The organism is Sphingobium sp. LB126, from assembly GCF_002795205.1.
In the GTDB taxonomy this organism is placed as follows: domain Bacteria; phylum Pseudomonadota; class Alphaproteobacteria; order Sphingomonadales; family Sphingomonadaceae; genus Sphingobium; species Sphingobium chungbukense.
Window position 1 is genome coordinate 1,348,308 of the sequence record NZ_NETV01000001.1, and the last position, 24,117, is coordinate 1,372,424.

25 protein-coding genes are annotated in these 24,117 nt (G+C 65.1%); 3 read left to right on the forward strand and 22 right to left on the reverse strand.

Annotated features, from left to right (window positions below; translation table 11 throughout):
• Positions 1 to 96 precede the first annotated feature (96 nt).
• From CAF53_RS06600 to CAF53_RS06680, 17 genes are all read right to left on the reverse strand, one after another.
• The gene (locus CAF53_RS06600) at positions 97 to 558 is read right to left on the reverse strand and encodes a hypothetical protein (RefSeq protein WP_100237647.1); all 462 of its coding nucleotides are present in this window, start codon (positions 556 to 558) and stop codon (positions 97 to 99) included.
• Between the two features lie 104 nt (positions 559 to 662).
• On the reverse strand, positions 663 to 1,802 hold the full coding sequence (locus tag CAF53_RS06605) for a flagellar type III secretion system protein FlhB (protein ID WP_100237648.1): 1,140 nt from the start codon (positions 1,800 to 1,802) through the stop codon (positions 663 to 665).
• A 3-nt stretch (positions 1,803 to 1,805) separates the two neighbouring features.
• Positions 1,806 to 2,588, reverse strand: coding sequence for a flagellar biosynthetic protein FliR (gene fliR / locus CAF53_RS06610; RefSeq protein WP_100237649.1), 783 nt, complete (start codon positions 2,586 to 2,588; stop codon positions 1,806 to 1,808).
• Positions 2,585 to 2,857, reverse strand: coding sequence for a flagellar biosynthesis protein FliQ (fliQ, locus tag CAF53_RS06615; RefSeq protein ID WP_046761916.1), 273 nt, complete (start codon positions 2,855 to 2,857; stop codon positions 2,585 to 2,587). Before fliQ ends, fliR begins: the two co-directional genes overlap by 4 nt.
• Before the next feature lie 106 nt (positions 2,858 to 2,963).
• Positions 2,964 to 3,743: a flagellar type III secretion system pore protein FliP gene (gene fliP / locus CAF53_RS06620; protein ID WP_046762567.1), complete on the reverse strand. Its 780-nt coding sequence runs from the start codon at positions 3,741 to 3,743 to the stop codon at positions 2,964 to 2,966.
• Between the two features lie 31 nt (positions 3,744 to 3,774).
• Positions 3,775 to 4,056 carry a flagellar biosynthetic protein FliO gene (locus CAF53_RS06625; protein WP_046761917.1) on the reverse strand — a complete coding sequence of 94 codons (282 nt, stop codon included), beginning with the start codon at positions 4,054 to 4,056 and terminating at the stop codon, positions 3,775 to 3,777.
• Between the two features lie 196 nt (positions 4,057 to 4,252).
• Positions 4,253 to 4,591 carry a flagellar motor switch protein FliN gene (gene fliN / locus CAF53_RS06630; protein ID WP_046761918.1) on the reverse strand — a complete coding sequence of 113 codons (339 nt, stop codon included), beginning with the start codon at positions 4,589 to 4,591 and terminating at the stop codon, positions 4,253 to 4,255.
• Positions 4,588 to 5,472, reverse strand: a complete 885-nt coding sequence (locus CAF53_RS06635) for a FliM/FliN family flagellar motor switch protein (RefSeq protein ID WP_100237650.1) — start codon at positions 5,470 to 5,472, stop codon at positions 4,588 to 4,590. Before CAF53_RS06635 ends, fliN begins: the two co-directional genes overlap by 4 nt.
• A gap of 51 nt (positions 5,473 to 5,523) precedes the next feature.
• A complete protein-coding gene (locus CAF53_RS06640) occupies positions 5,524 to 6,186 on the reverse strand; it encodes a flagellar basal body-associated FliL family protein (RefSeq protein WP_046761920.1) in 663 nt (220 codons plus the stop codon).
• Between the two features lie 35 nt (positions 6,187 to 6,221).
• On the reverse strand, positions 6,222 to 8,015 hold the full coding sequence (locus CAF53_RS06645) for a flagellar hook-length control protein FliK (RefSeq protein WP_100237651.1): 1,794 nt from the start codon (positions 8,013 to 8,015) through the stop codon (positions 6,222 to 6,224).
• The gene (locus CAF53_RS06650; protein WP_046761922.1) at positions 8,008 to 8,433 is read right to left on the reverse strand and encodes a hypothetical protein; all 426 of its coding nucleotides are present in this window, start codon (positions 8,431 to 8,433) and stop codon (positions 8,008 to 8,010) included. The genes CAF53_RS06645 and CAF53_RS06650 overlap by 8 nt, the downstream gene beginning before the upstream one ends.
• Entirely contained in the window at positions 8,430 to 9,758 is a 1,329-nt protein-coding gene (locus tag CAF53_RS06655) for a FliI/YscN family ATPase (RefSeq protein ID WP_100237652.1), read from the reverse strand. The genes CAF53_RS06650 and CAF53_RS06655 overlap by 4 nt, the downstream gene beginning before the upstream one ends.
• Positions 9,758 to 10,333, reverse strand: coding sequence for a FliH/SctL family protein (locus CAF53_RS06660; protein ID WP_197707442.1), 576 nt, complete (start codon positions 10,331 to 10,333; stop codon positions 9,758 to 9,760). The genes CAF53_RS06655 and CAF53_RS06660 overlap by 1 nt, the downstream gene beginning before the upstream one ends.
• Before the next feature lie 43 nt (positions 10,334 to 10,376).
• Positions 10,377 to 11,390, reverse strand: a complete 1,014-nt coding sequence (fliG, locus tag CAF53_RS06665; RefSeq protein ID WP_046761924.1) for a flagellar motor switch protein FliG — start codon at positions 11,388 to 11,390, stop codon at positions 10,377 to 10,379.
• Positions 11,383 to 13,134: a flagellar basal-body MS-ring/collar protein FliF gene (gene fliF / locus CAF53_RS06670; RefSeq protein ID WP_046761925.1), complete on the reverse strand. Its 1,752-nt coding sequence runs from the start codon at positions 13,132 to 13,134 to the stop codon at positions 11,383 to 11,385. Before fliF ends, fliG begins: the two co-directional genes overlap by 8 nt.
• 3 nt (positions 13,135 to 13,137) lie before the next feature.
• Positions 13,138 to 13,497: a flagellar hook-basal body complex protein FliE gene (fliE, locus tag CAF53_RS06675; RefSeq protein ID WP_046761926.1), complete on the reverse strand. Its 360-nt coding sequence runs from the start codon at positions 13,495 to 13,497 to the stop codon at positions 13,138 to 13,140.
• Between the two features lie 13 nt (positions 13,498 to 13,510).
• A complete protein-coding gene (locus CAF53_RS06680) occupies positions 13,511 to 14,752 on the reverse strand; it encodes a sigma-54 dependent transcriptional regulator (RefSeq protein WP_100237654.1) in 1,242 nt (413 codons plus the stop codon).
• A gap of 328 nt (positions 14,753 to 15,080) precedes the next feature.
• Between CAF53_RS06680 and CAF53_RS06685 the strand changes: the two genes are divergently transcribed.
• The 3 genes from CAF53_RS06685 to mdoH all read left to right on the forward strand — a co-directional run bounded on the left by CAF53_RS06685 (position 15,081) and on the right by mdoH (position 19,621).
• Positions 15,081 to 15,914: a flagellin gene (locus CAF53_RS06685; RefSeq protein ID WP_046761928.1), complete on the forward strand. Its 834-nt coding sequence runs from the start codon at positions 15,081 to 15,083 to the stop codon at positions 15,912 to 15,914.
• 251 nt (positions 15,915 to 16,165) lie between these two features.
• Positions 16,166 to 17,650 (forward strand): glucan biosynthesis protein, encoded by a 1,485-nt coding sequence (locus CAF53_RS06690; RefSeq protein ID WP_100238719.1) that lies wholly within the window; start codon positions 16,166 to 16,168, stop codon positions 17,648 to 17,650.
• 72 nt (positions 17,651 to 17,722) lie between these two features.
• Positions 17,723 to 19,621, forward strand: a complete 1,899-nt coding sequence (gene mdoH / locus CAF53_RS06695; RefSeq protein WP_100237655.1) for a glucans biosynthesis glucosyltransferase MdoH — start codon at positions 17,723 to 17,725, stop codon at positions 19,619 to 19,621.
• Here the strand turns inward: mdoH and CAF53_RS06700 are convergent, their stop codons facing one another.
• From CAF53_RS06700 to flgM, 5 genes are all read right to left on the reverse strand, one after another.
• Positions 19,622 to 20,359: a FliA/WhiG family RNA polymerase sigma factor gene (locus tag CAF53_RS06700; RefSeq protein ID WP_100237656.1), complete on the reverse strand. Its 738-nt coding sequence runs from the start codon at positions 20,357 to 20,359 to the stop codon at positions 19,622 to 19,624.
• 12 nt (positions 20,360 to 20,371) lie between these two features.
• Entirely contained in the window at positions 20,372 to 22,492 is a 2,121-nt protein-coding gene (gene flhA / locus CAF53_RS06705; RefSeq protein WP_100237657.1) for a flagellar biosynthesis protein FlhA, read from the reverse strand.
• A 9-nt stretch (positions 22,493 to 22,501) separates the two neighbouring features.
• Entirely contained in the window at positions 22,502 to 23,323 is an 822-nt protein-coding gene (locus CAF53_RS06710; protein ID WP_100237658.1) for a flagellar biosynthesis protein FlgJ, read from the reverse strand.
• 155 nt (positions 23,324 to 23,478) lie between these two features.
• Positions 23,479 to 23,787, reverse strand: coding sequence for a hypothetical protein (locus CAF53_RS06715; protein WP_100237659.1), 309 nt, complete (start codon positions 23,785 to 23,787; stop codon positions 23,479 to 23,481).
• Positions 23,788 to 23,791: 4 nt separating this feature from the next.
• Positions 23,792 to 24,073 carry a flagellar biosynthesis anti-sigma factor FlgM gene (flgM, locus tag CAF53_RS06720; RefSeq protein ID WP_046761934.1) on the reverse strand — a complete coding sequence of 94 codons (282 nt, stop codon included), beginning with the start codon at positions 24,071 to 24,073 and terminating at the stop codon, positions 23,792 to 23,794.
• Between the last annotated feature and the right edge of the window lie 44 nt (positions 24,074 to 24,117).

Genomic DNA, 24,117 nt, shown 5'->3' on the forward strand with positions numbered 1-24,117 from the left:
CTTTAGGAATGATTTGCGCGGGAGCGGAAAAAGCATGTGGGAAGACCGCTTCCACGCGCCGGGAAACGGATTGCGCCTGCACTCAATGGGGGCAGATCAGCCGCCGATGGTCACGACCTGATCGACCGCTCCGTGCCGGATATTGGCCTGTGCGACATGGGCAATGGCGGCCTGCTCGGCTATGCGCTTGGCGATGCGGATGGTGCTTTCCACGGCTTCCTTCGAAGCGGGCGGCAGCGGCACGAGCACTTGCGGTGCAGGCAGCATCGACTGGATTTCATCCGCTGCACCCTGGACGGTGGCGGTGGTGCCCTGGACGCGCAGTTCCGCCAATATGTCGGCGATGCGGGCATGCACCTTGGCATATTCGGCGCTGCTGGCGATGCGGTCTTCCGATCCGGGCTGATCGTCGGGCGCTGTCTGCGAAGACGATCCACGGCCCTGGCGAACCGTTTGGGATGTGGAGGAAACCGGCTGAACGGCGGACACGGCCGAAGGCGCGCGGGTAGCGCTGCGTTCAACCGGCGAAATATCGCTCCGCGAAAAATAGTCGTTCATGACGCACCATCTTAATGCGTCCCCATCAACATTATACGGACAATCAGTCCTAAACTTTAGTTAAGCATCGTATTTTTGCGAAATTCATTCTCAACACAATGAAATCACGTAATTTTCCTGCCATCCGCATCAAAGCGCAGATCGTCCGGCACGGTGATGAACGGCCGGTCCATCTCGCTGCCCAAGCGATTCTCCACCCGGAAGACGAAGGCCAGCACGGTCGCGACCGCCATATAAAGACCCTCGTTCACGATCTGCCCGGCGCGCGAGGTGAAGTAGATGGCGCGCGCCAGCTCGGGATATTGCAGCACCGTCACGCCATTCTGGTCCGCCAACTCGCGGATCGCCGCCGCAATGGCATCGCATCCCCGCGCCACCACGACGGGCGCGGCGTCCTGCCCCGGCTTGTAGCGCAGGGCGACGGCGAAATGCGTCGGGTTGGTGATGATCACGCTGGCTTCCGCCACAGCCTTACGGGTCGAACCGCTCAGCACTTCATATTGCTTGCGGCGGATATGCCCTTTCAGTTCGGGCGAGCCTTCGCTCTCCTTATGCTCGTCCTTGATTTCCTGCTTGGTCATCGCCAGCCGCTTGGACCGCTGGATAAGCTGCGCCGGCACGTCGATGCCCGCGATCAGGAACAGGCCGCCCGCCATCACCAGGCATGTCATGATGAACATATTGCCCAGGTCCGACATGGCGGGCGCCAGCCCCGCCTTGCCCAGGCCGACAATGTCCGTCATCCGGTCCCAGATCATCCACACGCCGATCGCACCCAGCAGCGATACCTTGGCGATCGACTTCACCAGTTCGATCAGCCCATGCATACCGAACATGCGCTTGAGGCCTGCGGCCGGATTGAGCTTCGACGCCTTGGGCGCGAAGGCACCGGGGCGGAAACCGAGCGACCCCAACAGTGCCGGTCCGGCAATGGCGGCCAGCAATGTCGCCAGCAAGATGCCCGCCACTGGCAGCGCAATCCCCGACAACAGGGCAAAGCCCCGGTCGGCGGGCGCGAAATTGACGATATCCTCGCGCCGGAAACGCAATGCCTCGATCAGCATCTCCGACAAGGACTCCACGACCGAAGGCCCGGTAACGGCGATGCAGCCGATGCCCGCCATCACCACCAGCGCCGTCGCCAGATCGCGGGACTGGAGAATGTCGCCGTTCTTCGCGGCATCCTTCAGCTTCTTGGCTGTCGGTTTTTCGGTCTTTTCGCCGCCGCCATTGCTCTGTGCCATGGTTCAGCGCCCTTCCGACAAATATTGGGCCTGGTCCAGCCCGGCCTTCAGCGCGGCGGTGATCCCCTCGCCCATGATCGGCGCGGTGACCGCCAGCAGGATCAGCCCCGCCATCAGCGCCACCGGCATGCCGACCGCGAACAGGTTGAGCGCGGGCGCGGTGCGCGCCAGCATGCCCATGACGATCTGCACCAGCACCAGCGCGAAACCGACCGGCAGCGCGATGATGACGCCCGCGCCCAGCAGCGCGCCGCCGAACTCGATCAGATGCCAGACCGCATCATTGCTCAGCATCGCGCCGCCCGGCGGCATCGCCTGATAGCTTTGCACGACAAAGCTCACCAGCATCAGATGCCCGTCCATCGCCAGCAGCAGGAAGGTGGCGAGGATGGAAAGGAACTGACCCACCGCCTGTGTCGACTGACCCGATGAGGGATCGACCATCGCCGCGAAATTGAGGCCCATCGTATTGCCGATCGCTTCGCCCGCGACCAGCGCGGCGGCATAGCCGATCTGCACGGCAAAACCCATGGCCAGGCCCGCCAGCACCTCGCCCGCGACCAGCATGATGCCTTCGAAACTGGCGACGCCGTCCTGCGGCAGCACGATATGCACGCTGTTGAGCGCCGCCATGCCCAGCGCCAGCGACAGGATCAGGCGCAGTTGCAGCGGGACGGCAGGCGCGCCGAAAATGGGCGCCGCCATGAAGGCCGCGCCGGGACGGATCATGGCGATCAGCCAGATCCAGAGCTGGACCTCGACATTGGCGAAGCCCGGCGCGATCATTGCAGCAGGTCCGGTATGCGCTCGAAAATCTCGCGCGTGAAATCGGCGATCAGCACCATGATGGAGCCACCGAACAGCACCAGCATCGCGCCGACAACGATGATCTTGGGAATGAAGGCCAAAGTCTGTTCGTTAATCGAGGTCGCCGCCTGGATCATGCCGATCAGCACGCCCGCGACCAGCGCCGGAATCAGGATAGGCGCTGCCGCCAGCGCCGTGATCCACAGCGCCTGCTGCGCCAGCCCCATGAAGAAATCGGCGTTCTCCATTGCGGGCCTCCCTAGAGCATTTTGAAGTCGGCTGGCACAGCCGACGGCTCGCAAAATGCGGCAAACAAAAGACCATGAGGCATGTTCAATCTCATTGAAACATGCCTCATGTCGCGAAGGAGCCGGCAAGCGACCCCATCGTCAGCGCCCAGCCATCCACCAGCACGAACAGCAACAGTTTGAACGGCATGGAGATGATCGTCGGCGACAGCATCATCATGCCCAGCGCCATCAACGTGGAGGCGACCACCAGATCGATGATGAGGAACGGCAGGAAGATCATGAAGCCGATCTGGAACGCGGTCTTCAGTTCCGACGTCACGAAGGCGGGCAGCAGGATGGAGAAGGGGATGTCGGCGGGCGACTTGAACGCCGGCGCCTCGGCCAGATTGGCGAACAACTTGAGGTCGGTCTCGCGCGTCTGCTTGGCCATGAAACCGTGCAGCACCTTGCCCGAACGGCCCACCGCCTCCTCGATGGAAATCTGCCCCTTGCCATAGGGGTCGAAGGCTTGCGCGTTGATCTGGTCGACATAGGGCCGCATCACGAACAGCGACAGGAACAGGGTCAGGCCCACCAGCACCTGATTGGGCGGCGTCTGTTGCAGGCCCAATGCCTGGCGCAGCAGCGACAGCACGATGATGATGCGGGTGAAGCTGGTCATCATCAGCACCAGCGACGGCAGCACCGTCAGCAGGCTCATGAGGATCAGGATTTGCAGGGACAGCGACAGCGAGCGGCCGTCGCCCGAAATCTGCCCCATGGCGCGGGTCAGCGCGCCGCCATTATCGAGAGGCGGGGGCGCAGCGGGCGCAGCCTGCGCGAAAGCGGGAAAGGCGGTGAACAACGCCGCGATCAGAAACGCCGCCGCGACCCATTTCATCATCCCCGTCACAGGCCGGGCAAGGGGAAACAACTCAGCGCCCGGCACGATAGGACCCGAGATTGCCGGTATCGCCTTCCGCGATCTTCTCGATCCGGCCGCGCGTCACGGAGAGCAATATCTTCTTGCCCTCGAACTCCACCACGGCGAGCTTGCCGAACGTCCCCATAGGCAGCGCTTCCAATATTTTCAGGGAACGGTCGTTCTGCCCGACCATCATGCCGGGCTGATATTTGCGCCACAGCCACAGCGCACCGAAGGCCATGCCCCCTACCAGCGGCAACAGGATCAGCAGCTTGACGAAGTACCAGATCATGAACGGGCTTTCGCGACTAGAGTGATTTCAAGGTAGATGGCCTCATCTGGCGACTCGGAAATCACGGCAACCAAAATTCATGGATTTGGCCGGTTCCATCAGAACCGGATCAAATTCATGGTTAATCCGTCACGCGGTCTGCCAATAATGGCGCGCAAGGCAAGCGGTAAATCAGCAAGGTCGCCGTTTCTGGCAATCACCCCCGCCGTTCGACCCCGGCCAACCGGGTTTCGGTCGCCGCGATCTCCACGATGCGTACGCCGTAACGGCCGTTCACCGTCACCACCTCGCCCTTGGCGATCAGCGCGCCGTTGACCATGATGTCGAGCAGATCATCGGCCTGGCGGTCCAGTTCCACGACGCTGCCTTCGGCCAGGTCCATGACCTCGGCCAGACGCAGGGAGGTCGACCCGACCTCCACCGACATGCGCACCGGAATATCGGCCAGCAGGCGGAATTGCCGGTTGTTCACCATGCGGCTGACGCTGTCCTCGCCGATGCCGTCCAGGCGCGGGGCTTCACTCATATCGCTCATTGTCCGGGTTCCTGTGCAAGCTTTTCAATCTGGAATGCGGCGCGGCCGTCCTGGTCGCCGATCGAACCATGGGCGACGATGCGGTCCCCCACGATCAGCGGCAGGCTGCGGTTGATGGTAACGGGAATGACGTCCCCGGCCTTGAGCTGCATCAGTTCGGCCAGCGACAGATGGGGGCGCGCCAGCACGGTGCGGGCGGGCAGGCGGATGTCATTCATGCGCGACGCGATGCGCGCCTGCCAGACCGGATCGATCCGCGCCTCATCCACCGGTACCCTTGCGCCCATCAGCGGCTCCACCGCGCGCAGCGAGGCCAGCGGGAACAGCAGATCGACCGGCCATTCATCGTCGCGGCTGATGCTGATCATGAAACGTTGCAGCACAACCTGCTCGCCCGGCTGCGCGGCGGCGGCAAAGCCGACGCCCGCCTCGCGTACGATCAGGCCCGGCTCCAGCGCCAGCATATCGCCCCAGCATTCGACCAGCCGGGTCATGAAACCATCGGAAATGCGCGCGATCAGCCTGTCTTCGGTCGGCGTGAACTCGCCGCGCGCTGGCAATGCCCGATTGCCGATGCCGCCATAGAAACAGTCGACCAGCGTCGAGATCATCGCCGCGTCCAGCCGCAACAGAACCTGGCCCTTGAGCGGCGCAAGACGATAGACGCCGATGCTGGATGAAGCGGGCACTTCGGCATTCCAGGCGCCGAATTCCAGCCCCCGTGCATCCTGCGCGACGATATGCGGACGGACGCCGGCAATCGGCTCGATCAGGGCGCGCAAACGCCGGCCGAGCTTTTCGCCCAGCCGGTCCAGCCCTGACAGCATCAGTGGCGCCTGCGATTCCCCCCGCCCGAAGGCGTAGGCTTGAACGTCGGTCATTTCGGTCCCCTGCCGTCCCGGGCGGGGGACTTCCCGCACGTTCAGGCAGCCCTATTGAATAACGAAATTGGTAAAATAAACGTTATCGACGCCGCCATAGCCCGTCTTTTGCTTCAAAATGTCGTTAATGATGGCCTTGATCTTGCCCTGGAGCGCGCGTTTGCCCTGCGGCGTAGAGAGCGCCTCAACCGGCTGTTCGGCCAGCATCATCAGCACCTGGCTGCGAATCGCCGTCTCATGGGCCTTGATCGCCTCGACAACGCGAATGTCGTAATAGGTCGAAACGGCGAGCGATATCTGCGCGAACGCGTCCGTGTCGGACATGTTCGAGGTGAAGGGGGTCTGGAGCTGGAAATAGGTCGCCTGATAGGCGGCCGGGTTCGCTGGGGTCGGCAGGTCGATGCCCTTGGCCGGAACATGGACGCCGGACGCGACATGACCACCACCGCTACCGCCCTCATGGCCGCCGCCTTCGCCACCGCCACCGCCGGCATAGCCATGGGCCTTGGCGACTTCCTCGGCGCTTTCGCCGGCCAGGACAAGCACGGGCTTGTTGGGGTCTTCCTTCGGCCCTTCCGCCTTCGGGCTGAAGAAACCGGCGGCGTACAATCCGCCAGCGGCGCCCGCCCCGCCGACCACCATGGCAATGACGATCAGCAGGATCATCTTCATGCCCCCACCCTTTTTCTTCTTCGGCTTCGCGTCGTCACTCATGGAAAATCCCCCGTCTCGATCGGGCCCGGTCTCAATCAGGCATAGCGCGCGCGCAGGGAGTCATGGCTCGCCCGGCGCGCATCGTCAGGGTTGAGAACGGCAGGATCGCCGGAATTTTTAGGGGAAAAAGCACCATTTTCCGACGCGCGCCAACGACCCTGCCCCTGTGCTTGCCCGTGCGCCTGCCCTTGGGACTGCGCCATGTTCTGGCCGTTATTCGCCCAGCCATTGGGGGTCTGGGAAGATTGCTGCGAGCCTTGCTGACTCGCGCCGTCCGCCCGCGCGGCTTCGGCGACATGCGGCGCGCGCTCGATCTTCACCTCGGCGATGCGCACCGCGGACAGGCTGGCGTCAAGACGCAACCGATCACTGTCCTGGCGCAGCGCCATTTCGGCGGCCTCGCTGGCGACGGTCAGGCTGACCGCCGCGCCGTCGCTGCCATGACGGATGTCGACCTGCACGGGCCCAAGCTGATCGGCATTGATCTGGAATCGACCCTGTGCCCCATTGGCGGAAAGGCCGGCAATCTCGCGGGCGAGGCCATCGATCCACTGGCCGGAAACCCCCATGTCCACCACCTGCGCGCCCAGGCTGGCGGACAGGTCCACCGTGGGCGGCGCGATGACGGCCGTTTGAACCGCGGGACCGGCGGACGGCTGGGCGAGCGGCGGCACCGACGCAGCATCGGTCGGGACCGGCTGAGCGGTATTGGCCGGGGCCAGTTCCGCCGCAATGCCCGCGCGGCCGCTCTTGACGCGCGCCGCGACCGGTTCCCCGGCGCGGACCGGCATGCCCGGCTGGCGGCCAGCGACCTGATCGCGCACCAGTTGCAGCAGGGCTATGGCTTCGGATTTCACCGGACGGCGCTCACCCTGCGGAGTCACCGGAAGGGAAAGGTCGGCTGACGCCGACGTCGGCGCGGCGGAAATGATCTGTTCGCCAGCCGCGGGCTGCATCAACGCCTCTGCCGGCAGATTCTTGCCGCTATCCGGCTTCACCGCTGCCGCCTCGCCCTGCCGCGCGGATGTCGGCAATGGCTGCGCAGGAGCGGCTGGCGGCATCGGCGTCTGCACGGCTGCGACAACGGGCGAGGGCATGGCCTGGGCCCTTTCCTCCGGCTTGTCCTTATCGGTCCGATCGGCATGGTCCCGATCGGCGTCGGCCTTTACCGGCTCATCCGGTCGGGTCGTTACAGGCGTTTCAGGCAAAGTCTCGGCTTGTTCCAGCTTCGCCTCCTTGACCGGGCGGGCTGCCTCGGGCTGCTCACCAGGCAGAATGACGGGCATTTCCTGCGCCTCGCCTGCGCCATTCTCGGCAACCGCGGGCACCGGTTCGCCCACCTGCGCGGGCGTTTCCGCGGCGACCTCTTCGACAGGCTCGCCATCTACGGCGGGCGTTGGAAGCGCATCGGCGGGCGCTGCGGGCTCAGCGAGCGCCTCTGTCTTCCTCGCAAGCCCAGGCGGCAGCGGCAGCGTCTCCTTGCGATGGCTCTGCACGGCCTTCAGGGCGTTCGCCAAACCGAAAGGCAAGGGAAGGACCGTTTCGGCCTCTCCCTCTTCGGCCTTGGCGCCATTGAGTCTGGCAGGCGCGAGACCTTCGCCGTCCAATGCCGTGCCTTCGACCGCCACGGCATCCGCCGCAACGGTCGGCGCGGTCGCTTGCGGAAGTCCCGGCATCTCCGGCGCGGCGTCCATCGTGCCATCCAGCAACTTCGCAAAATCCACCGCCCCCTCCGGCGGAACGGCGCCCGCGCCCTCGGCGGGCATCTGCGTCGAGGCCGACGAAAAGAGCAAGGCCTTGAGGCTGGTCAGCATGTTCACGTCAGACATCTCCTGTCCTCTGCATCCGGCGATAGCGCGGCAGGGCCGCGAGTTTATTCTCCCGCCATTCCTCCAGGTCCGCGCGTGCGCGATCCTTGAGCTTCACGGCGATTTCGCGATCCCGATTGGCCGCGAGGGACAGGCCTTCCTTGGCCTCCACCTTGCGGCGCGCATCGTAGAGCGCACCATCCAGTTGCCGCCCGGCCTGTTCCAACCGCCCGGCAAGTTCCTGCATCGCTGCAAAATTCGCGCCAGTTGCGATGCCCTGCCCCGAAAAAAGATCATTGCGCACATTGCGCAGCCGTTCGACATTGCGGGCGATACCCTCCGCCTCGTCGCGCGCGCGGGCGGTTTCGGCCACCGCCATGGCATGCTGCACATGGCGGACGCGCAGCACGCGATTGCGGCGGGCGACTTCCCCCTTCATGCGCCGAACTCGGCGATCAGGGCGTTGGCGCTGGTATCAAGGTCGATGAAGCTCTTCTGATCCTGCCGGATGAAGTCGAGGATTTCCTGCCGCCGCTGCACCGCCTCGTCGATCACCGGATCATTGCCGGGCCGGTAGGCGCCCATCAGGATGAGGTCGCGATTTTCCTCGTAGGCTGCCCAGAGGCGGCGATAGGAGGCAGCGGCCATGCGATGCTCGTCCGGCACCACATCGGCCATGACGCGCGACAAGGACTTGCCGACATCGATGGCCGGGAAGATCGCCTGTTCCGACAGGTGACGCGACAGCACGAAATGCCCGTCGACAATGGCGCGGGCCGCGTCGACGATCGGATCGTCGGTATCGTCGCCATCCGCCAGCACGGTGTAGAGCGCAGTGATCGAACCGCCACTGCGGCTATCGACGCCGGCACGCTCCACCAGACGCGGGATCAGCGCGAGAGCCGAGGGCGGATAGCCCTTCATCGCGGGCGGCTCGCCCAATGCCAGCCCGATCTCGCGCTGGGCATGGGCGCAGCGGGTCAGGCTGTCGATCAGCAGCAGCACCTTCTTGCCCCGCGCGCGGAAATATTCGGCAATGGCGGTCGCGCGAGCGGCGGCGCGCAGCCGCAGCACCGGCGGATGATCGGCAGGCACGGCGACGACGATGCTCTTGTGCATCGCGCCCTTCAGCTTGGTTTCCAGGAAGTCGCTGACCTCGCGGCCGCGTTCCCCGATCAGGCCCGCGACGACGATGTCGGCTTCGGCGCCCTGGATCATCTGGCCCATCAGCACCGACTTGCCGACGCCCGACCCCGCAATGATCGCGATGCGCTGGCCGCGCCCGGCGGTCAGCAGCGCGTTGACGGCCCGAACCCCCAGATCGAAAGGCTCGGTGACGCGCCCCCGGTCGAGCACATTGCCCTTGACCCCGTTGAGCGGCCAGCTTCCGCCCGCGATGATCGGCCCCTTGCGGTCCAGCGGCTGGCCCATGGCGTCGATGACACGACCGATCAGGCCGTCGCCCACCTGCACCTTGGTCGCCTGGCTATCCGGCTCCACCCGCGCGCCATTTTCCAGCGGCGCATCGGCGTCGAGCGGCACCAGCAAAGTCTTGTCGCCGCGAAAGCCCACGACTTCGGCCCGGCAGACCGTCCCGTCCGATGCGATCAGCCGCGCGCCCGCGCCGATGGGACGGCGGAAACCGGTGACTTCCAGCATGCCCGCATCATGGCTGACCAGCCGGCCGACATGGCGAGGCGCACGGTTCTGCACCTGCATATGGTCGAACAGCGCCTCCGCCTGGGCCAGCGCGGTGTTGATCATCAGGCCTTACCCTCCATATCGTCGAGCAAGGCGCGCAGCCGCGACAGCCGCACATCCGGCCCATCCTCGACCCAGCCGTCGGCCGTTTCCAGCCGGACGCAGCCGCGCTGCATCCCCTTGTCCGCGACCAGCTTCACCCCGACCGCCTCGCCTTCCAACAGTTCGATATCCTCGGGATGGAGGTGCAGCGCGCTCTTCTCGTCATTGTCCTCGATGAAGGCTGCGACGCTGTCGCAGCGCTGGAGCAGCCGTTCGATATCGATCTCGACCTCGCCGACAATCTGCTCGACCAGCCGGACCACGGTGGCGGACAGCATGGTCGACAACATCCCGCTCGGCGCGGGGGCCAGCATTTCCATCGCTTCTGCCAGCCGCTGGCGCGCCTGCGCATCGGCGGTATTGGCGTCCGCAGTCACCCGGCACCCCTCATCGAACCCCATGGCGAAGGCTTCTATGCGTGCCTGCTCCAGCGGGTCCTCTTCGCTTTCCGGCAGGCTGTCATGCACCGCCTGGCCGGGCAAGGTAGGCGCTTGCACAAACAGGTTGCGGAAGCCTCCGCTCGTCACCTGCCCCATGCCGCCCAGCGGAATGCTGGCGACGTCGGCATTGGCCCAGCCCTTATACAAAGTCGTTCCCCTTGCCGCCCAGCATGATGGTACCCGCATCGGCCATGCGGCGCGCGGTGGCGATGATCAGCTTCTGCGCATCGATCACTTCGGCCAGGCGGATCGGCCCGCGTTCCTCGATCTCGTCGGAAATGGCCTGGGCCGCGCGCGCCGACATCGAACCGAAGATCTTGCCCTTCAATATGTCGTTCGCGCCCTTCAGCGCCACGACCAGCACGGCACTGTCGACGGTGCGCATCAACGTGCCCAGATTCTTGTCGTCCATGTCGATCAGATTGTCGAAGACGAACATCTCCTCCTCGATCGTCTGGGCGACCATCTTGTCCCGCTTGGCCAGCGCCTTGATGATGCGCTGTTCATTGTCCTTGCGGACATTGTTCATGATCGCCGCCGCCTCGACCGTGCCGCCGCGCTGCGACGCGCCGCCCTGCTTTTTCGCCATATTGCCGCGCAGCAGGAGCTGCTCCAGGTCGTCCAGCGCCTCGTTCGACACCGGGCCGAGCGTGGCGATGCGGTAGACGATCTCTTCCTGATATTCGGTCGGCAGCAATTGCAGCACATCGGCGGCGATCGGCGCCTCCAAATGGGCGAGCACGATCGCCATGATCTGCGGATGCTCCGCCTCGATCAGCACGGCGATCTCCTTGGCGTCCATCCATTTCAGCATCTCAAGCTGGGTGGAGCGGGTCGGCGGGGTGATGCGGGCCAGCATATTCTCGGCCCGTTCCTCGCCCAGCGCCTTGGTCATCGCGCCGCGGATATGACGGGTCGCCCCATAGCCTATGGTGGTGCGCTTCTTCGCCTTGGTGACGAAATGGTCGAGCGCTTCGTTGACTTCCTCAACCTGCACGTCGGCCACGTCATACATGGCATAGCCAAGCTGGCGGACTTCCTCGGGTTCCAGGCGCGAGAGGATCTGCGCGGCTTCATCCTCATCGAACAGCATCAGCAGGACGGCGGCGGCGGCGCTGCCCTTGAGCGCCGTGGCGGTGGCGACGTCAGGCATTTTCCTTCTTCCCTTCCTTCAGAAGGTCGCGGACGACCAGGGCGGCGCGATCGGGGTCCTGCTTCACGAAATTGCGGATCAGGTCGGCGCGCTGGGCGTAGTCATAAGTGGAGGAGATCATGTCGAGCGTGACCGGCGTCGAACCATCGGGATTGACGGTCGCCTGCCGGGTGATCTCGGTCGAGATTTCCCGGCCGATCTTCTGCCCTTCGGCAGCGACCTGCTCGGCGGCGGCGGCCTGAGCGGCGGCGCGGCGCTTCAGCAGCGGGCGACCGATGCCGAAAATAACCAGCAGCGCGACCAGCAAAGCCGAGACATTGCGCACCAGCGGCGAAACCCACGAAGCTTCATACCAGGGGGTGGCGACTTCCTCCGCCTTGGCGAAGCTGCGCGAGGACAGGGCGACGACGTCGCCACGCGCCTGATCGAAACCGACCGCACCTTTCACCAGAGCCTCCAGCGCAGCGATTTCCTGCGCCGAACGGGGCTTGCCGTCCGCGCCATTGTCCAGCGCGACCGCGACCGAGAGTCGCTTGACCGTGCCGATGGCGTCCTTGGTCACGGAGACCTCGCGGCCCAGTTCGAAGCTGCGATTGAAGGTTTCTTCCGTCTTCATCAGCGGATTGGGCGGCGTGCCCGGCTGGGCGGCGGTCTGCGCACTCTGCGTGCCTTGAGCGACGGCCTGACCGTTGGGATTGGTCTGGGTCACGGTCGGGTTGACAGGGGCCTGATTGGAGAGCGCGCCAGGAATGCCGCTCGCCTCGCCGCCCGCGCCTTGGCCACGCGGGTCGGACTGCCAACTGCCGGTCTCGGTGCGCAGGCGCGCTTCATCCTGCGGATAGGTTTCGCGGGTCGCCTGCCGCTCGGCGAAGTTGAGTTCGGCATGCACCTCGGTCGAGAATTTGCCGGCTCCCAGGATCGGCGTCAGCAGCGCGATCACCGACTGGCGATAACGATCCTCCATCCTGGTCTGGACGGCCAGTTGCCGATCGTCGGCGGCATTGCTGTCATTATTGCTGAGCAGGCGGCCATTCTGGTCGACGACCGAGATGTCCTCCGGATTGAGTTCCGGGATCGAGGAAGCGACCAGATGCACGATGGCGCTCACCTGCGCATCGGTGAGCGAGCGGCCCGAAGCCAGACGCAGCATCACGGAAGCGGAGGGCTTGGACCGCTCGCGCAGGAACACGCTCGGCGGCTCGACGGCGAGGTGCACCTTGGCGCTCTCGACGCTGTCGATCGCTTCGATGGTGCGGGCCAAGTCCATTTCGCGGGCGGAGCGCAGCTTTTCGCCCTCGACGGCGCGGCTGGCGCCCATGGGCAGGCTGTCGATCATGCTGTTGCCGTCGGGCGCGCTCTTGGGCAGGCCCTGCGCGGCGAGCATCATCTTCGCCTTGAAATAATCGTCCTGTCCGACAGTCATGCTGCCCGAATTGTCGAAATCGTAGCGGATGCCATTCTGGTCCAGCACCTGCGCGACCGCCGACTTGTCGGCATCGGGCAGAGCGCGGAACAGGTCACGCTGCGGCGGTTCGCGCAGAGCCAGCCAGGCCGCGCCAGCCGTCGCGACGACGCCCAGCAGGCCCAGCAGCGGCAGGCTCTTCGCCACCGCCGGCTGCTTGATGAAGCCGGTGAAGCGCGCTTTCAGCGCATCGACGCCCTTCGCGCCGCCCGAAAAGGCGGGGCTGGTGGCCGGGAGAGCGGCAGCGCCGCCAACGGAGGGGGTGAGTGCGTTCTCGCTCATGGATTACACCGGCATGCTCATGATGTCCTTGTAAGCGGACAACAATTTGTTGCGGACCTGAAGGGTGGCTTCGAAGCTGACGGAGGCCTGCTGCTTGGCCAGCATGACCCCGGCAATATCGGTGGTTTCCCCCCGTTCGAACGAGGCGGCTGCTTCACCCGCCTGATTTTGCAGGCCGTTGACTTGGCTTAGCGCCGATTTCAGCGCGTCGGTGAACCCGCCCGGCGCGGTGGCGCCGTTGGTGCCGACCGCTGCGGGACCGCCGGTGTTGCCGGTCTGGGCGACATCGCGCAGAGCGGCGTTTTTCTGAAGGATGGCGTTGCGGATCGCCATCACGCTGTCGGTGGGGGAAATGCCGGTCATGCCCTATCCTCCCTTAAGCGGCCAGCTCGCGCATCTCGGCGAGCCGATAGCGCAGCGTGCGTTCGGAAATGCCCAGCTTGGCGGCGGCCGCAGCGCGGTGGCCGTCGGTCTCGCGCAGCGCGGCGCGGACAGCCTCGAGCTTGCTATTGTGGGCAACGTCACGCAGGCGGATCGGCTCGGCGGTTTCCAGCACCTTGGCCTGCACCACGCGAAGCTTCGGCGCGCCGGAAATGTGCAGATCGTCGGCATCGATCCGGTCGCCGTCCCGCAGCACGACCGCGCGCTGGAGGACATTGCCCAGCTCGCGGGCATTGCCGGGCCAGACATGGGCGGTCAGCTTTTCCAGCGCGTTGGCGGTCGGCCAAATGAATTCAGGCTGGCGCAGCAGCATCGCGGCGGCGATGGCGGCGATGTCGCCCGGACGCTCGGCCAGCGGCCGCAGTTCCAGCGGCATCACGTTGAGGCGCCAGTAAAGATCCTCGCGGAACCGCCCGGCGGCGACTTCGGCGGCCAGGTTGCGGTTGCAGGCCGCGATGATGCGGACATTGACAGGCACCGGATGAGTCGCGCCCACGGGCAGCACTTCGCCTTCCTGCAACGCGCGCAACAGCTTCGCCTGAAGCGCCAGCGGCAGTTCAGCGATCTCGTCGAGGAACAACGTGCCGCCGTCCGCCGCCAGGAACAAACCTTCCGAAGCATTGGCCGCGCCGGTGAAGCTGCCCTTCCTGTGGCCGAAGAGCATGGCTTCCATCATCGTTTCGGGCAGCGCCGCGCAATTGACGGCGATGAAATCGCGCGTCACGCGGCCGGACTGCGCATGAAGGAAGCGCGCCATGCCTTCCTTGCCGGTGCCGGTGTCGCCCTGGATCAATACGGTGGCGTCGCTGCGGGCGACGCGCCCGGCCATCGTCATCAGCCGCGCGCTCGCCGCATCGCCCACGGCGGGCAGCGCCGCAGGACGGGCCAGTTCCGCGATCAGCGCGAAGGCAAAGCCCATATCCTCCAGGCCGAATGCCACGCGAGCAGGCAGGCCGTTGGCGGCGGATACCAGCGAAGGCGCGCCATCGACCAGGTTGATCAATATGTCGCGATGGGTCGCATGGCCGATCTCGGTCGCCAGCAACACGCGGCGGTCGTCACGCTCACGCGGACTTTGCGCCTCCACGATGCGGACAGTGAAGAACGCATTTTCCAGCCAGTGCTGCAGGCCCGGAACAAGCGCGCAGACTCCTCGGCTCACGTCGAGTGATGACATGAACTTACAACCCCATATTTTGGTAGGATTGTGCCCCCGCACGCCCCTGACCCCTTCGATGAGGTGAAACTGCCCGACTGTGGTTAGCATATGGTTAATGCGGCAAATCTCTTGCCGCAGGCCGGCAATTTTTTTCCGCCGCCACGGAACCTTTCGCCCGCCATTGCGTATGGGCGTCCGCAAAACCCCGCCATTTCCGGGCTTTTACAAGAATCTTCGAAAAAAATCGCGCCAGGCCTAAAAGCTTTTTTCGCCGCGCCGTTATCCCCTTTCGAGGCCGCAAGCAGCCTGATGGCAGCGACCTGATAGTGAACGGAAAGGGATTATCATGACTGTTATCGGAACCAACTCCTCGGCGCTGCGCGCTCAGAACGCTTCGGCCATGGCCAACAAGGCTCTGGGCACCGCGATGGAACGCCTGTCGACCGGCAAGCGCATCAACAGCGCGAAGGACGACGCCGCCGGCCTCGCCATCGCCTCCACCATGACCTCGCAGATCCGTGGCATGACCCAGGGCATCCGCAACGCCAATGACGGCATCTCGCTCGCCCAGACGGCGGAAGGCGCGCTCGGCGAAGTCAGCAACATGCTCCAGCGCATGCGTGAACTGACCGTTCAGGGCCTGAACGGCACCAACGACACCAAGTCGCAGGGCAACATCAAGAATGAAATCGACCAGCTCGCCAAGCAGATCGATTCGGTCCTGAGCAAGACCCAGTTCAACGGCAAGGATCTGTTCTCCGCGACCGCTCCGGCCACGATCAGCGTCCAGGCCGGCGCCGGCGGCACCGACACCGTTGCCATCACCTTGGGTCAGCTCGACCTGTCCGCCGTCGCCACCTCGACCGGCGGCGCGCTGAGCGGCACCGTGGCCGCCCCTGCTTTCGCAGCGGCCGACCTGACCGCCTATGACACGGCGCTGGCGACCGTCGCCACCAAGCGCGCCGATCTTGGCGCGGCGCAGAACCGCCTCGAATCGACGGTCAACAACCTGACGGCCAACGTCACCAACCTGACCGACGCCCGCAGCCGCATCGAAGACGCCGACTTCTCGGCCGAAACGACCGCGCTGGCCAAGCAGCAGATCCTGAGCCAGGCCTCGACCGCGATGCTGGCCCAGGCCAACCAGAGCCAGCAGGGCGTGCTGAAGCTGATCAGCTAAAGCCCAACAAGGGATTGACCGGCTGAGGTCTTGGTCACCTGACAGCCAGTCATGCCGCCCCCGGCACATTAACAGTCCCCACCGTGCCGGGGGTAAACACTTCGATGAAACGACCAGCTTAACGAAGCCTCCGTCCCCCGGGCGGAGGCTTCATCGCATGTGTCGATCGGCCATTTTCCAGTCGATGCGGGATCGAAACACTTGCTTTGGCGGTTGTCGCACCCATGATGCCCATCATGTCCAAAGCTTCCATGACCCAGATCGATCGCCGCACGATGATCGCCGCCTCCGGCGCAGCGCTGCTGCTTCCCCGCTCCGCGTCCGCCCAGGGTAAGGCAGAAGCCTTTTCCTGGGAGATGGTGATCGCCCGCGCACAGCGGCTGACCCGCGCGCCCTTTGCCGTCACGCCCTTCTTTCCCGGCGCGGACAAGATCGGCTATGACGCCTTCAACCAGGCGCGCTTCCGGGACGAGCGGACGATCTGGAACGATCTGGGCGGCGACACCGGCATCCGCCTTTTCCCGCTGAGCGGCACGGTGCAGCAACCGGTCGAGATTGCGCTGGTGGAAAGGGGACGGGCAACACCGCTGCGCTACGATCCCGACATGTTCGACGCCCCGCCCGGCAATGCGGTGCGCAACCTTGGTCCGGATGCGGGCTTTTCCGGTTTCCGCATCATGAATGCGGCGCGGGACGGCGACTGGCTGTCCTTCCTCGGCGCCACCTATTTCCGCGCCCCTGCCGAAAAGCAGTTCGGCCTGTCGGCCCGGGCCGTCGCGATCAACACCAGCATCGCGGGCAAGGAGGAATTTCCCCGCTTCACCCATTTCTGGCTGGAACGCACCGGGCGCAGCAGCGTCGCCGTCTACGCGCTGATGGACAGCGCTTCGCTGACCGGCGCTTTCCGCTTCGCCAATGAGCTGACGCCGCAGGGCGTGCGGCAGGATGTCGACGCCGTGCTGTTCGCGCGCAAGGCGATCACGGAACTGGGTCTGATGCCGATGACCAGCATGTTCTGGTATGATCAGGCCGACCGGCGCACCCGCACCGACTGGCGCCCGGAAATCCATGACAGCGACATGCTCTCCATCGCCAGCGCCGACGGTACCGCCCATTGCCGCCCGCTGGTTAATCCCTCCGCCCCACGCGTCGATGTCTTTGCCGAACGCAATCCCAGGGGCTTCGGCCTGCTCCAGCGCGACCGCGATTTCGACCATTATCAGGATGACGGCGTCTTCTACGAACGCCGCCCTTCGCTCTGGGCGACCAGCCGCAAGCCGCTGGGCGCCGGGCAGGTCAGGCTCTACGCCTTCCCGACCGACAGCGAATATACCGACAATGTCGCCGCTTACTGGACCCCCGCCGCCCCCACCCGCGCGGGCAGCCGGATCGAGGCGAGCTACCGACTCGACTGGTCTGCGGCGCGAACACCCGCCTCCACGGGCCTCGCCACGGTCGAGAATATCTGGACCGGGCAATCGGGCGAAGCCGGGGTCGACCGCTTCCTGGTCGATTTCACCGGGGTTCCGGCCAGCACAAGGCCCGACATATGGGTCGATCTGGCAGGCGGCACGCTGGTCAAAAAGGCGGGCTATCCCGTCCTGCATCAGAAGGACATGTTCCGCATCGTCCTGGATATCCGTCGGGACAAGGGCAAGCCGACCGATATCCGCGCTCAACTTCGCGCTGGCAATCGCCCGTTCAGCGAATATGTGCATTACCCGCTCGGCGCCTGAGGGCGGGCAAAAGGGAACCAGCCGGCGATGGGGCGGTTCTTGTGACGGGTTCGAATCCAAAACGGATCAGGCATGAAAGCGACGGGTGGCGTGCACAGCGATAAAGCGAGCGGATCGGCGCCGAGCCGGGCGTTCGAACATCTTCCGCCCGAAAGGCGGCTGGCCATGCCTGCGCAGGATTTTGCCGCGGCCCCGCGCGACCTGCCGCATCGTCCCTTCAACACCGACCTCTGGGCCCGGCGGATGCTGGTCGTGCTGCTTGCCCTGCTGCCTGCCTCCATGGCAGCGCATGAGATGCGGCGGTCTATTGGCCTGGACGGCATTTCCACCTGGGAGGGGATTTACCTCGCCCTCTTCATCCCACTGTTCGCCTGGATCGCCTTCGGTTTCGCCACCAGCCTGATCGGTTTCCTGCTGCTCACCATGGGCAAGGGGCAGGGGGTGCGCCCCTATCGCGCACGCGCCATGGCGCCGCTGCGCGGGCGAACCGCCGTTCTGCTGCCGGTCTGCAACGAGGATTTTCAGGGCGTTCTGGGCCGCCTGTCGATCATGGAGCGCTCACTGGCGCAGGTGATGGGCGGGGAACGCTTCGAATTCTTCATCCTGAGCGATTCCAACGCCATCAATGGCGAGATCGAACGCGTCGCCTACTTGAAGATGCGCAAGGGCTTTTCGCGCCCGGTCCATTACCGCCGCCGCGCCCTCAATATCGGCCGCAAGCCCGGTAATATCGCCGAATGGGTCCAACGCTTCGGCGGCGCCTATGATTATATGATCGTGCTGGACGCCGACAGCGTGATGAGCGGCCAGACCATGGCGCGCTTAGCCTCCGACATGGAGCGCCATCCCCATGTCGGCTTGATCCAGACCGTGCCGTCGATCGTCGGCGCCACGACCTTCTTCGCCCGCTGGCAGCAATTCGCCAGCCGGCTCTTCGGGCCGATCTCCGCCGCCGGGATGATCTGGTGGGCGGGATCGGAAGGCATGTTCTGGGGCCATAACGCGATCCTGCGCACCCGCGCCTTCGCGCAGAGCTGCGGCCTGCCCGAACTGCCCGGCCGCGCGCCTTTTGGCGGCCACATCATGAGCCATGACATGATCGAGGCCGCGCTGCTGCGCCGCCGCGGCTGGGACGTGCACATCGTCATGGCCGACGACAGTTTCGAGGAATTTCCGCCCTCCCTGCCCGATCTTGCGACCCGCGACCGCCGCTGGTGCCAGGGCAATATCCAGCATGTGCCCCTGCTCTCGAAGATCAAGGGCATGCATCCGGTCAGCAAGTTCCAGTTGTTCGTCGGCGCGTCGGCCTATTGCACTTCGCCGCTCTGGCTGGCGCTGATGCTGGTGGTGCTGGGCGGCGCGGCGGCGGGCGTCTGGCCGCCCAGCGCGATCCTGCCCTCGGGCAGCCTGCTGGCGCTGACCGCCGTGCTGCTGTTCGGACCGAAGCTGCTGGCGCTGCTCTGGGCACTGGCCGATCCGGCGCGGCGCATCGGCTTTGGCGGCGGGGTACGCATGGTACGGGGCGTGCTGGCCGACATCGCGCTCTCGATCCTGATGGCGCCGGTCAGCATGTTGACGCAAACCATCAACCTGTTCGGTATCCTGATGGGCCGCAAGAGCAGTTGGAACGGCCAGACCCGCGACCGCGACGGCATGGCGATGCTGCCCGCGATCTGGCTGTTCAAATGGCATATATTGCTGGGTGCGGGGCTGACGCTGCTGGCGGTCAGGTCCGGCACCTCGCTCGGCTGGATCATGCCGGTGGCGGCGGGACTGGTGCTGGCGCCCCTCTTCGCGGCCTTCACCGCGCGCAAGGATTGGGGCAGCCATGTCGCGAAAAGCGGCCTGTTCCAGGTGGCCGAACCTTGGTGGCGGATGCAGAACTACCAGAAGACGCGCTATCGCCAGTTGCAGTTGGACAATGCGAAGCTGCCCTTCGACCCGCTGTCCAATGCAGCGAACGACAGTTGATCAATCCCAATCGCGCAATTTCTCGCGCAGCTTGTCCAGCGCCGCCTTCTTGATCTGACAGACCCGCGCCGCGCCGATATCCAGCGTCGCGCCAATTTCCTCCAGATTGAGCTCCTCGACGAAATAGAGCTGAAGCACCAAGGCCTCGCGCTGCGGCAGATCGCCAATGCATTTGGCGAGCGCAGCCTTGAGCGATTCCCGCTCCATCACATCGTCGGCGCGGTCCTCGACATCGGCGAACCACATGGACTGGTCGGAATAGACCTCGTCCATGCTCGTATGCTGCACCATCTCGCAACTGTCCGCCACTTCGCGATAGGCGGCGGCGTCCAGCCCCATCTCGGCGGACATTTCCGCTTCCAGGGGCACCCGACCGAGCTTCTGTTCCAGCCGGCTGCGAATACCCGCCATGGTCTTGCGCTGGGCCATGGCTGACCGCGTCATCGTCGCCTGACGGCGCAGATGGTCGATCATCGCCCCGCGCACACGCATCTGGGCATAGGAGGCAAAGCCCAACCCCCGATCCTCGAACCCATTGGCCGCCTCCACCAGCGCGACCATGCCGATCTGGAGCAGATCCTCGATCTCGATCGCGCTCGATACCCGGCCATGGACATGCCAGGCGATCTTGCGGACCAGCGGCATATATTGGCGCGCCAGCCGTTCGGGAGAATTGGCATTGCCGGGCCGGCCGTAAACATTGGCATCGGAACCGGCGACGACCCTGTTCATGAACATGAGCTTGGCTCCTTATGCGACGCGTTCGCGAGCAGGCAGGGGATCATGGCGCGGCGCGGGCCGCTGCTCACCGCCGACCACGGCGACGACTTCCACGCCCTTGCCATCGGGAATTTCGAGGAAGGACAGCACCGGCGTTTCGGGCAGGTGCGGCTTGAACAGGCGGGCCAGCGCTCGGCGCGCGACCGGCGAGGTGACAATGGCGAAGTTACGCGCCTGCCCCAGCAACGGCCGGGCGGCGGTCACCACCGCCTCGATGATGCGGTTGGCCAGCGCCGGTTCGATCGGATGCCGGGCATCGCCCGCAACCCGCATCGCCTGCGCCAGCAGCGCTTCCAGATCGCCGTCCAGCGTGATCACCGGCAACGGCATCTTCACCGGCACCAGCCCCTGGATGATCAGCGAACCGATCCGCTGACGCACCGCTTCGACGAGTTGGTCCAGGTTCATGTCGGGCCGCGCCGCATCGACCATCGCCTCGCAGATGCGGCGGAAGTCCTTGAGCGGGATACCTTCCGCCAGCAGGGCGCGGCAGAGCGCCGAAATCTGCGTCAGGTTCAGCAGGCCGGGCGTCAGTCCCTCGACCAGTTGCGGCGCGGCATCCTTGAGGTTGTCCAGCAGCTTGCGCGCTTCGTCGAGGCCGAACATCTCGCTGGCGTTCATGGCGATCAACTGATTGAGATGGGTCGCAACCACCGTCGGCGGATCGACCACGGTATAGCCCGCGACCACCGCCTCGCTGCGCTTGTCGGGCGAAATCCAGACCGCATCCAGGCCGAAGGTCGGGTCCTTGGCCTCGCGGCCCGAAACCGTGCCCTCCAGCGCGCCGCTATCCAGCGCCAGCAGATCGTCGGGGAAAATCTCGTCCTCGCCGACGACGACACCGGCAATGGTGATGCGATACTGGTTCGGCTCCAGCGCCAGATTGTCCTTCACGCGGACCATCGGCACGACGAAGCCCAGTTCCTTGGACAATTGGCGGCGGATGCCGGTGATGCGGGCCATCAGCGGCGCACCCTTGCGCTCGTCGACCAGAGAAATCAGGCCATAGCCGATCTCCAGCCCCAGCACCGCGCCGTCCGACACGTCATTCCATTCGATCAGCGCCGGATTGGGCGGCGGCGCGACGGGTTCAGGCTCGGCCGCCTTGCGCTGGCTCGACTTGCGGAGCTGCCATGCAATGCCGCCAGCCACAGCCGCGGCCGACAGGATGATCATGTGCGGCATGCCCGGCAGGATGCCCAGGAAAGTCAGGATCGCCGCCACCGGAATCCAGGCCTTGCCCGAACCGAACTGGCTGGTGATCTGGTTCGACAGATCGTCCTCGCTGCCGACGCGGGTGACGATGGCGGCTGCGGCGATGGAGAGCAGCAGCGCCGGAACCTGCGCCACCAGCGCGTCGCCGATCGCCAGGATGATATAGGTCTGAGCGGCTTCCCCGATGCTGAGCTTGTGGCTGACCACGCCCAATATGATGCCGCCGACGATGTTGATCGCCAGGATCAGGATGCCCGCGACCGCATCGCCCTTCACGAACTTGCTGGCACCGTCCATCGAGCCGTAGAAATCCGCCTCGGTCGCGACTTCGCGGCGGCGGACCTTGGCTTCCTCGGGTGTCAGCAGGCCCGCATTCAGATCGGCGTCGATCGCCATCTGCTTGCCCGGCAGGGCGTCCAGGGTGAAGCGCGCGCTGACTTCAGACACGCGGCCCGCGCCCTTGGTGATGACGACCAGGTTGATGATCATCAGGATCGCGAAGACGAAAATGCCGACGACATAGTCGCCGCCGATCAGGAAATGACCGAACGCCTCGATCACATGACCCGCCGAATCAGTGCCTTCATGGCCGTTCACCAGCACCACGCGGGTAGAGGCGACGTTCAGCGCCAAACGCAGCAGGGTGGCGAACAGCAGCACCGTCGGAAAGCTGGAAAAATCCAGCGGCTTGGCCGCGTTCAGCGCCACCATCAACACCGCCAGCGAGATCATGATGTTGGTGATGAAGCCCACGTCCAGCATGAACGCAGGCACCGGCACCATCATGAACAGCACGACCATCAGCGTCGCAATGGGCAGCACCGCGCCCTTGGCGGTGCTCATCCAGATCTTCGCTTTGACTTGGGCAGGAGTCATCTTTGGCCGTTACCTTCCGAGGGTGGCGAGCATGAGATAGGCGAGACGCGCCGTCTGCGGTTCCGGCCGGACGGTGACGTCGGCGGCGGTCGCAAGGCGCTGGGTTTCGATCCGCACATAATCGACGGGCTGCACGGTCTTCGCGCCAGAGGGCAACGAAGCATCGGCATATTGGATGTCGCCGGTCCCGACCGAATCGAAGCCCTTCTGGAGCTTGGCGGCAAAGCGGTCGCGGATTTCGGCAAAGCTGCGGGGATTGCCCTGCTTGTCGTAGAAGATCGAACGGTTGGCCCGCGCCGCCGCCGGGAACATGGAGGCCGCCGCCGCATTGGGCGCCGCCTCCTCCATCGACAGGAACTTGCTCGCCCCGCCGACGCCCAGGAAATGGGCCATGTAAAGGTCGACCGGCTCAGCCTCGCGGCCCAGCCGCTGTTCCAGAGTGGCCTTGTTGTCGGCGGCATGTTCGGCGGCCATCACCGAAGTGGTCTCGGGATGCTTGCGCAGGTCCAGTATCTGCTGGCGCAAATCGGGGTCGGACACATAATAGCGGCCGTTGCTGCCCCGGCTGATCGCGTCGGCGGCCCAGCCCAGGCCATATTCGCTGCCATGCCTGTCGATGACGGCCAGCCAGCTCTGGTCGACGAACTGGTACAGCCCGGTCGCGGACGATGTCGCCGCGCGGGCGGTGGGATTGAGGCTGCTCTCGATCTTGGCCTGGCCGAGCAGATAGGCGAAGTCCACGCCCGTCCGCCGGCTGGCCATGGCGATCGCGTTGGTCACGCGATTGCCCGCCGAAGCGCCTGTTGCTGATATGTCTGCGAAAGCCGACACTGATGACATCATCCCCGTTGGTACCGGGGGTCATTAGAGCAAGGCTTGTGCCAAGATTTGGTTAACGCGCGCTCATAATTCGATTTTCCTCATGCGCCCTGACGCAAAAAAGGCGCCCGCGGGCGCCTTCATAAATACCGGAAAACAGGGGATTTTCAGCGGCCGTAGACCAGAGGCGCGGTCTCCGCGCCCTGTGCCGCCAATATACTCAACCGCTGATTCGCATGATCCGTCAGCAGGTTGGTGCGAATCCGCACAGATTCCATGACCGGCACCAGCGCCTTCAGCCGATCCTTCACCGCATCGTCCGACCGCCAGACACCGATGGCGCGCACAGCGGCAGCGGCCTTCGCGATTCGGCCGGTCGCCGATTCGATCGCCGCCGGGTCCGTGCCGTCCAGAACCGCGCGCAACTCTTCGAAAGCGGCGTTCAGTTCATCCAAAGCTGCCAGACCAAGCGGCATGGGCTCAACCGGCCGTGGGCAGGTCGAGCGCGATCATGCGCTCCGCAATGGCGGAGGCATCGACCGGATAATTGCCTGACGCGATCGCTGCCTTGATCGCGGCCACGCGGTCCATATCGACCGGCGCGCCCTCCGCCGCCATGCGGGCAGCGGGGCTGGCCGAACTGGCCGAGGAGGAGGCCGTGGCGCTCGAACCGGTCGCCGACGACGCACGCGTCTTGCCGCCTTCCTTCAGGCGGGTCGCCTCGATGGCGGCGCTGATATTCTGGCCGACAGACTTAATCATGGTCTCATTCCTTCACTCGTCCCGCACAGCCTATATACGGACGG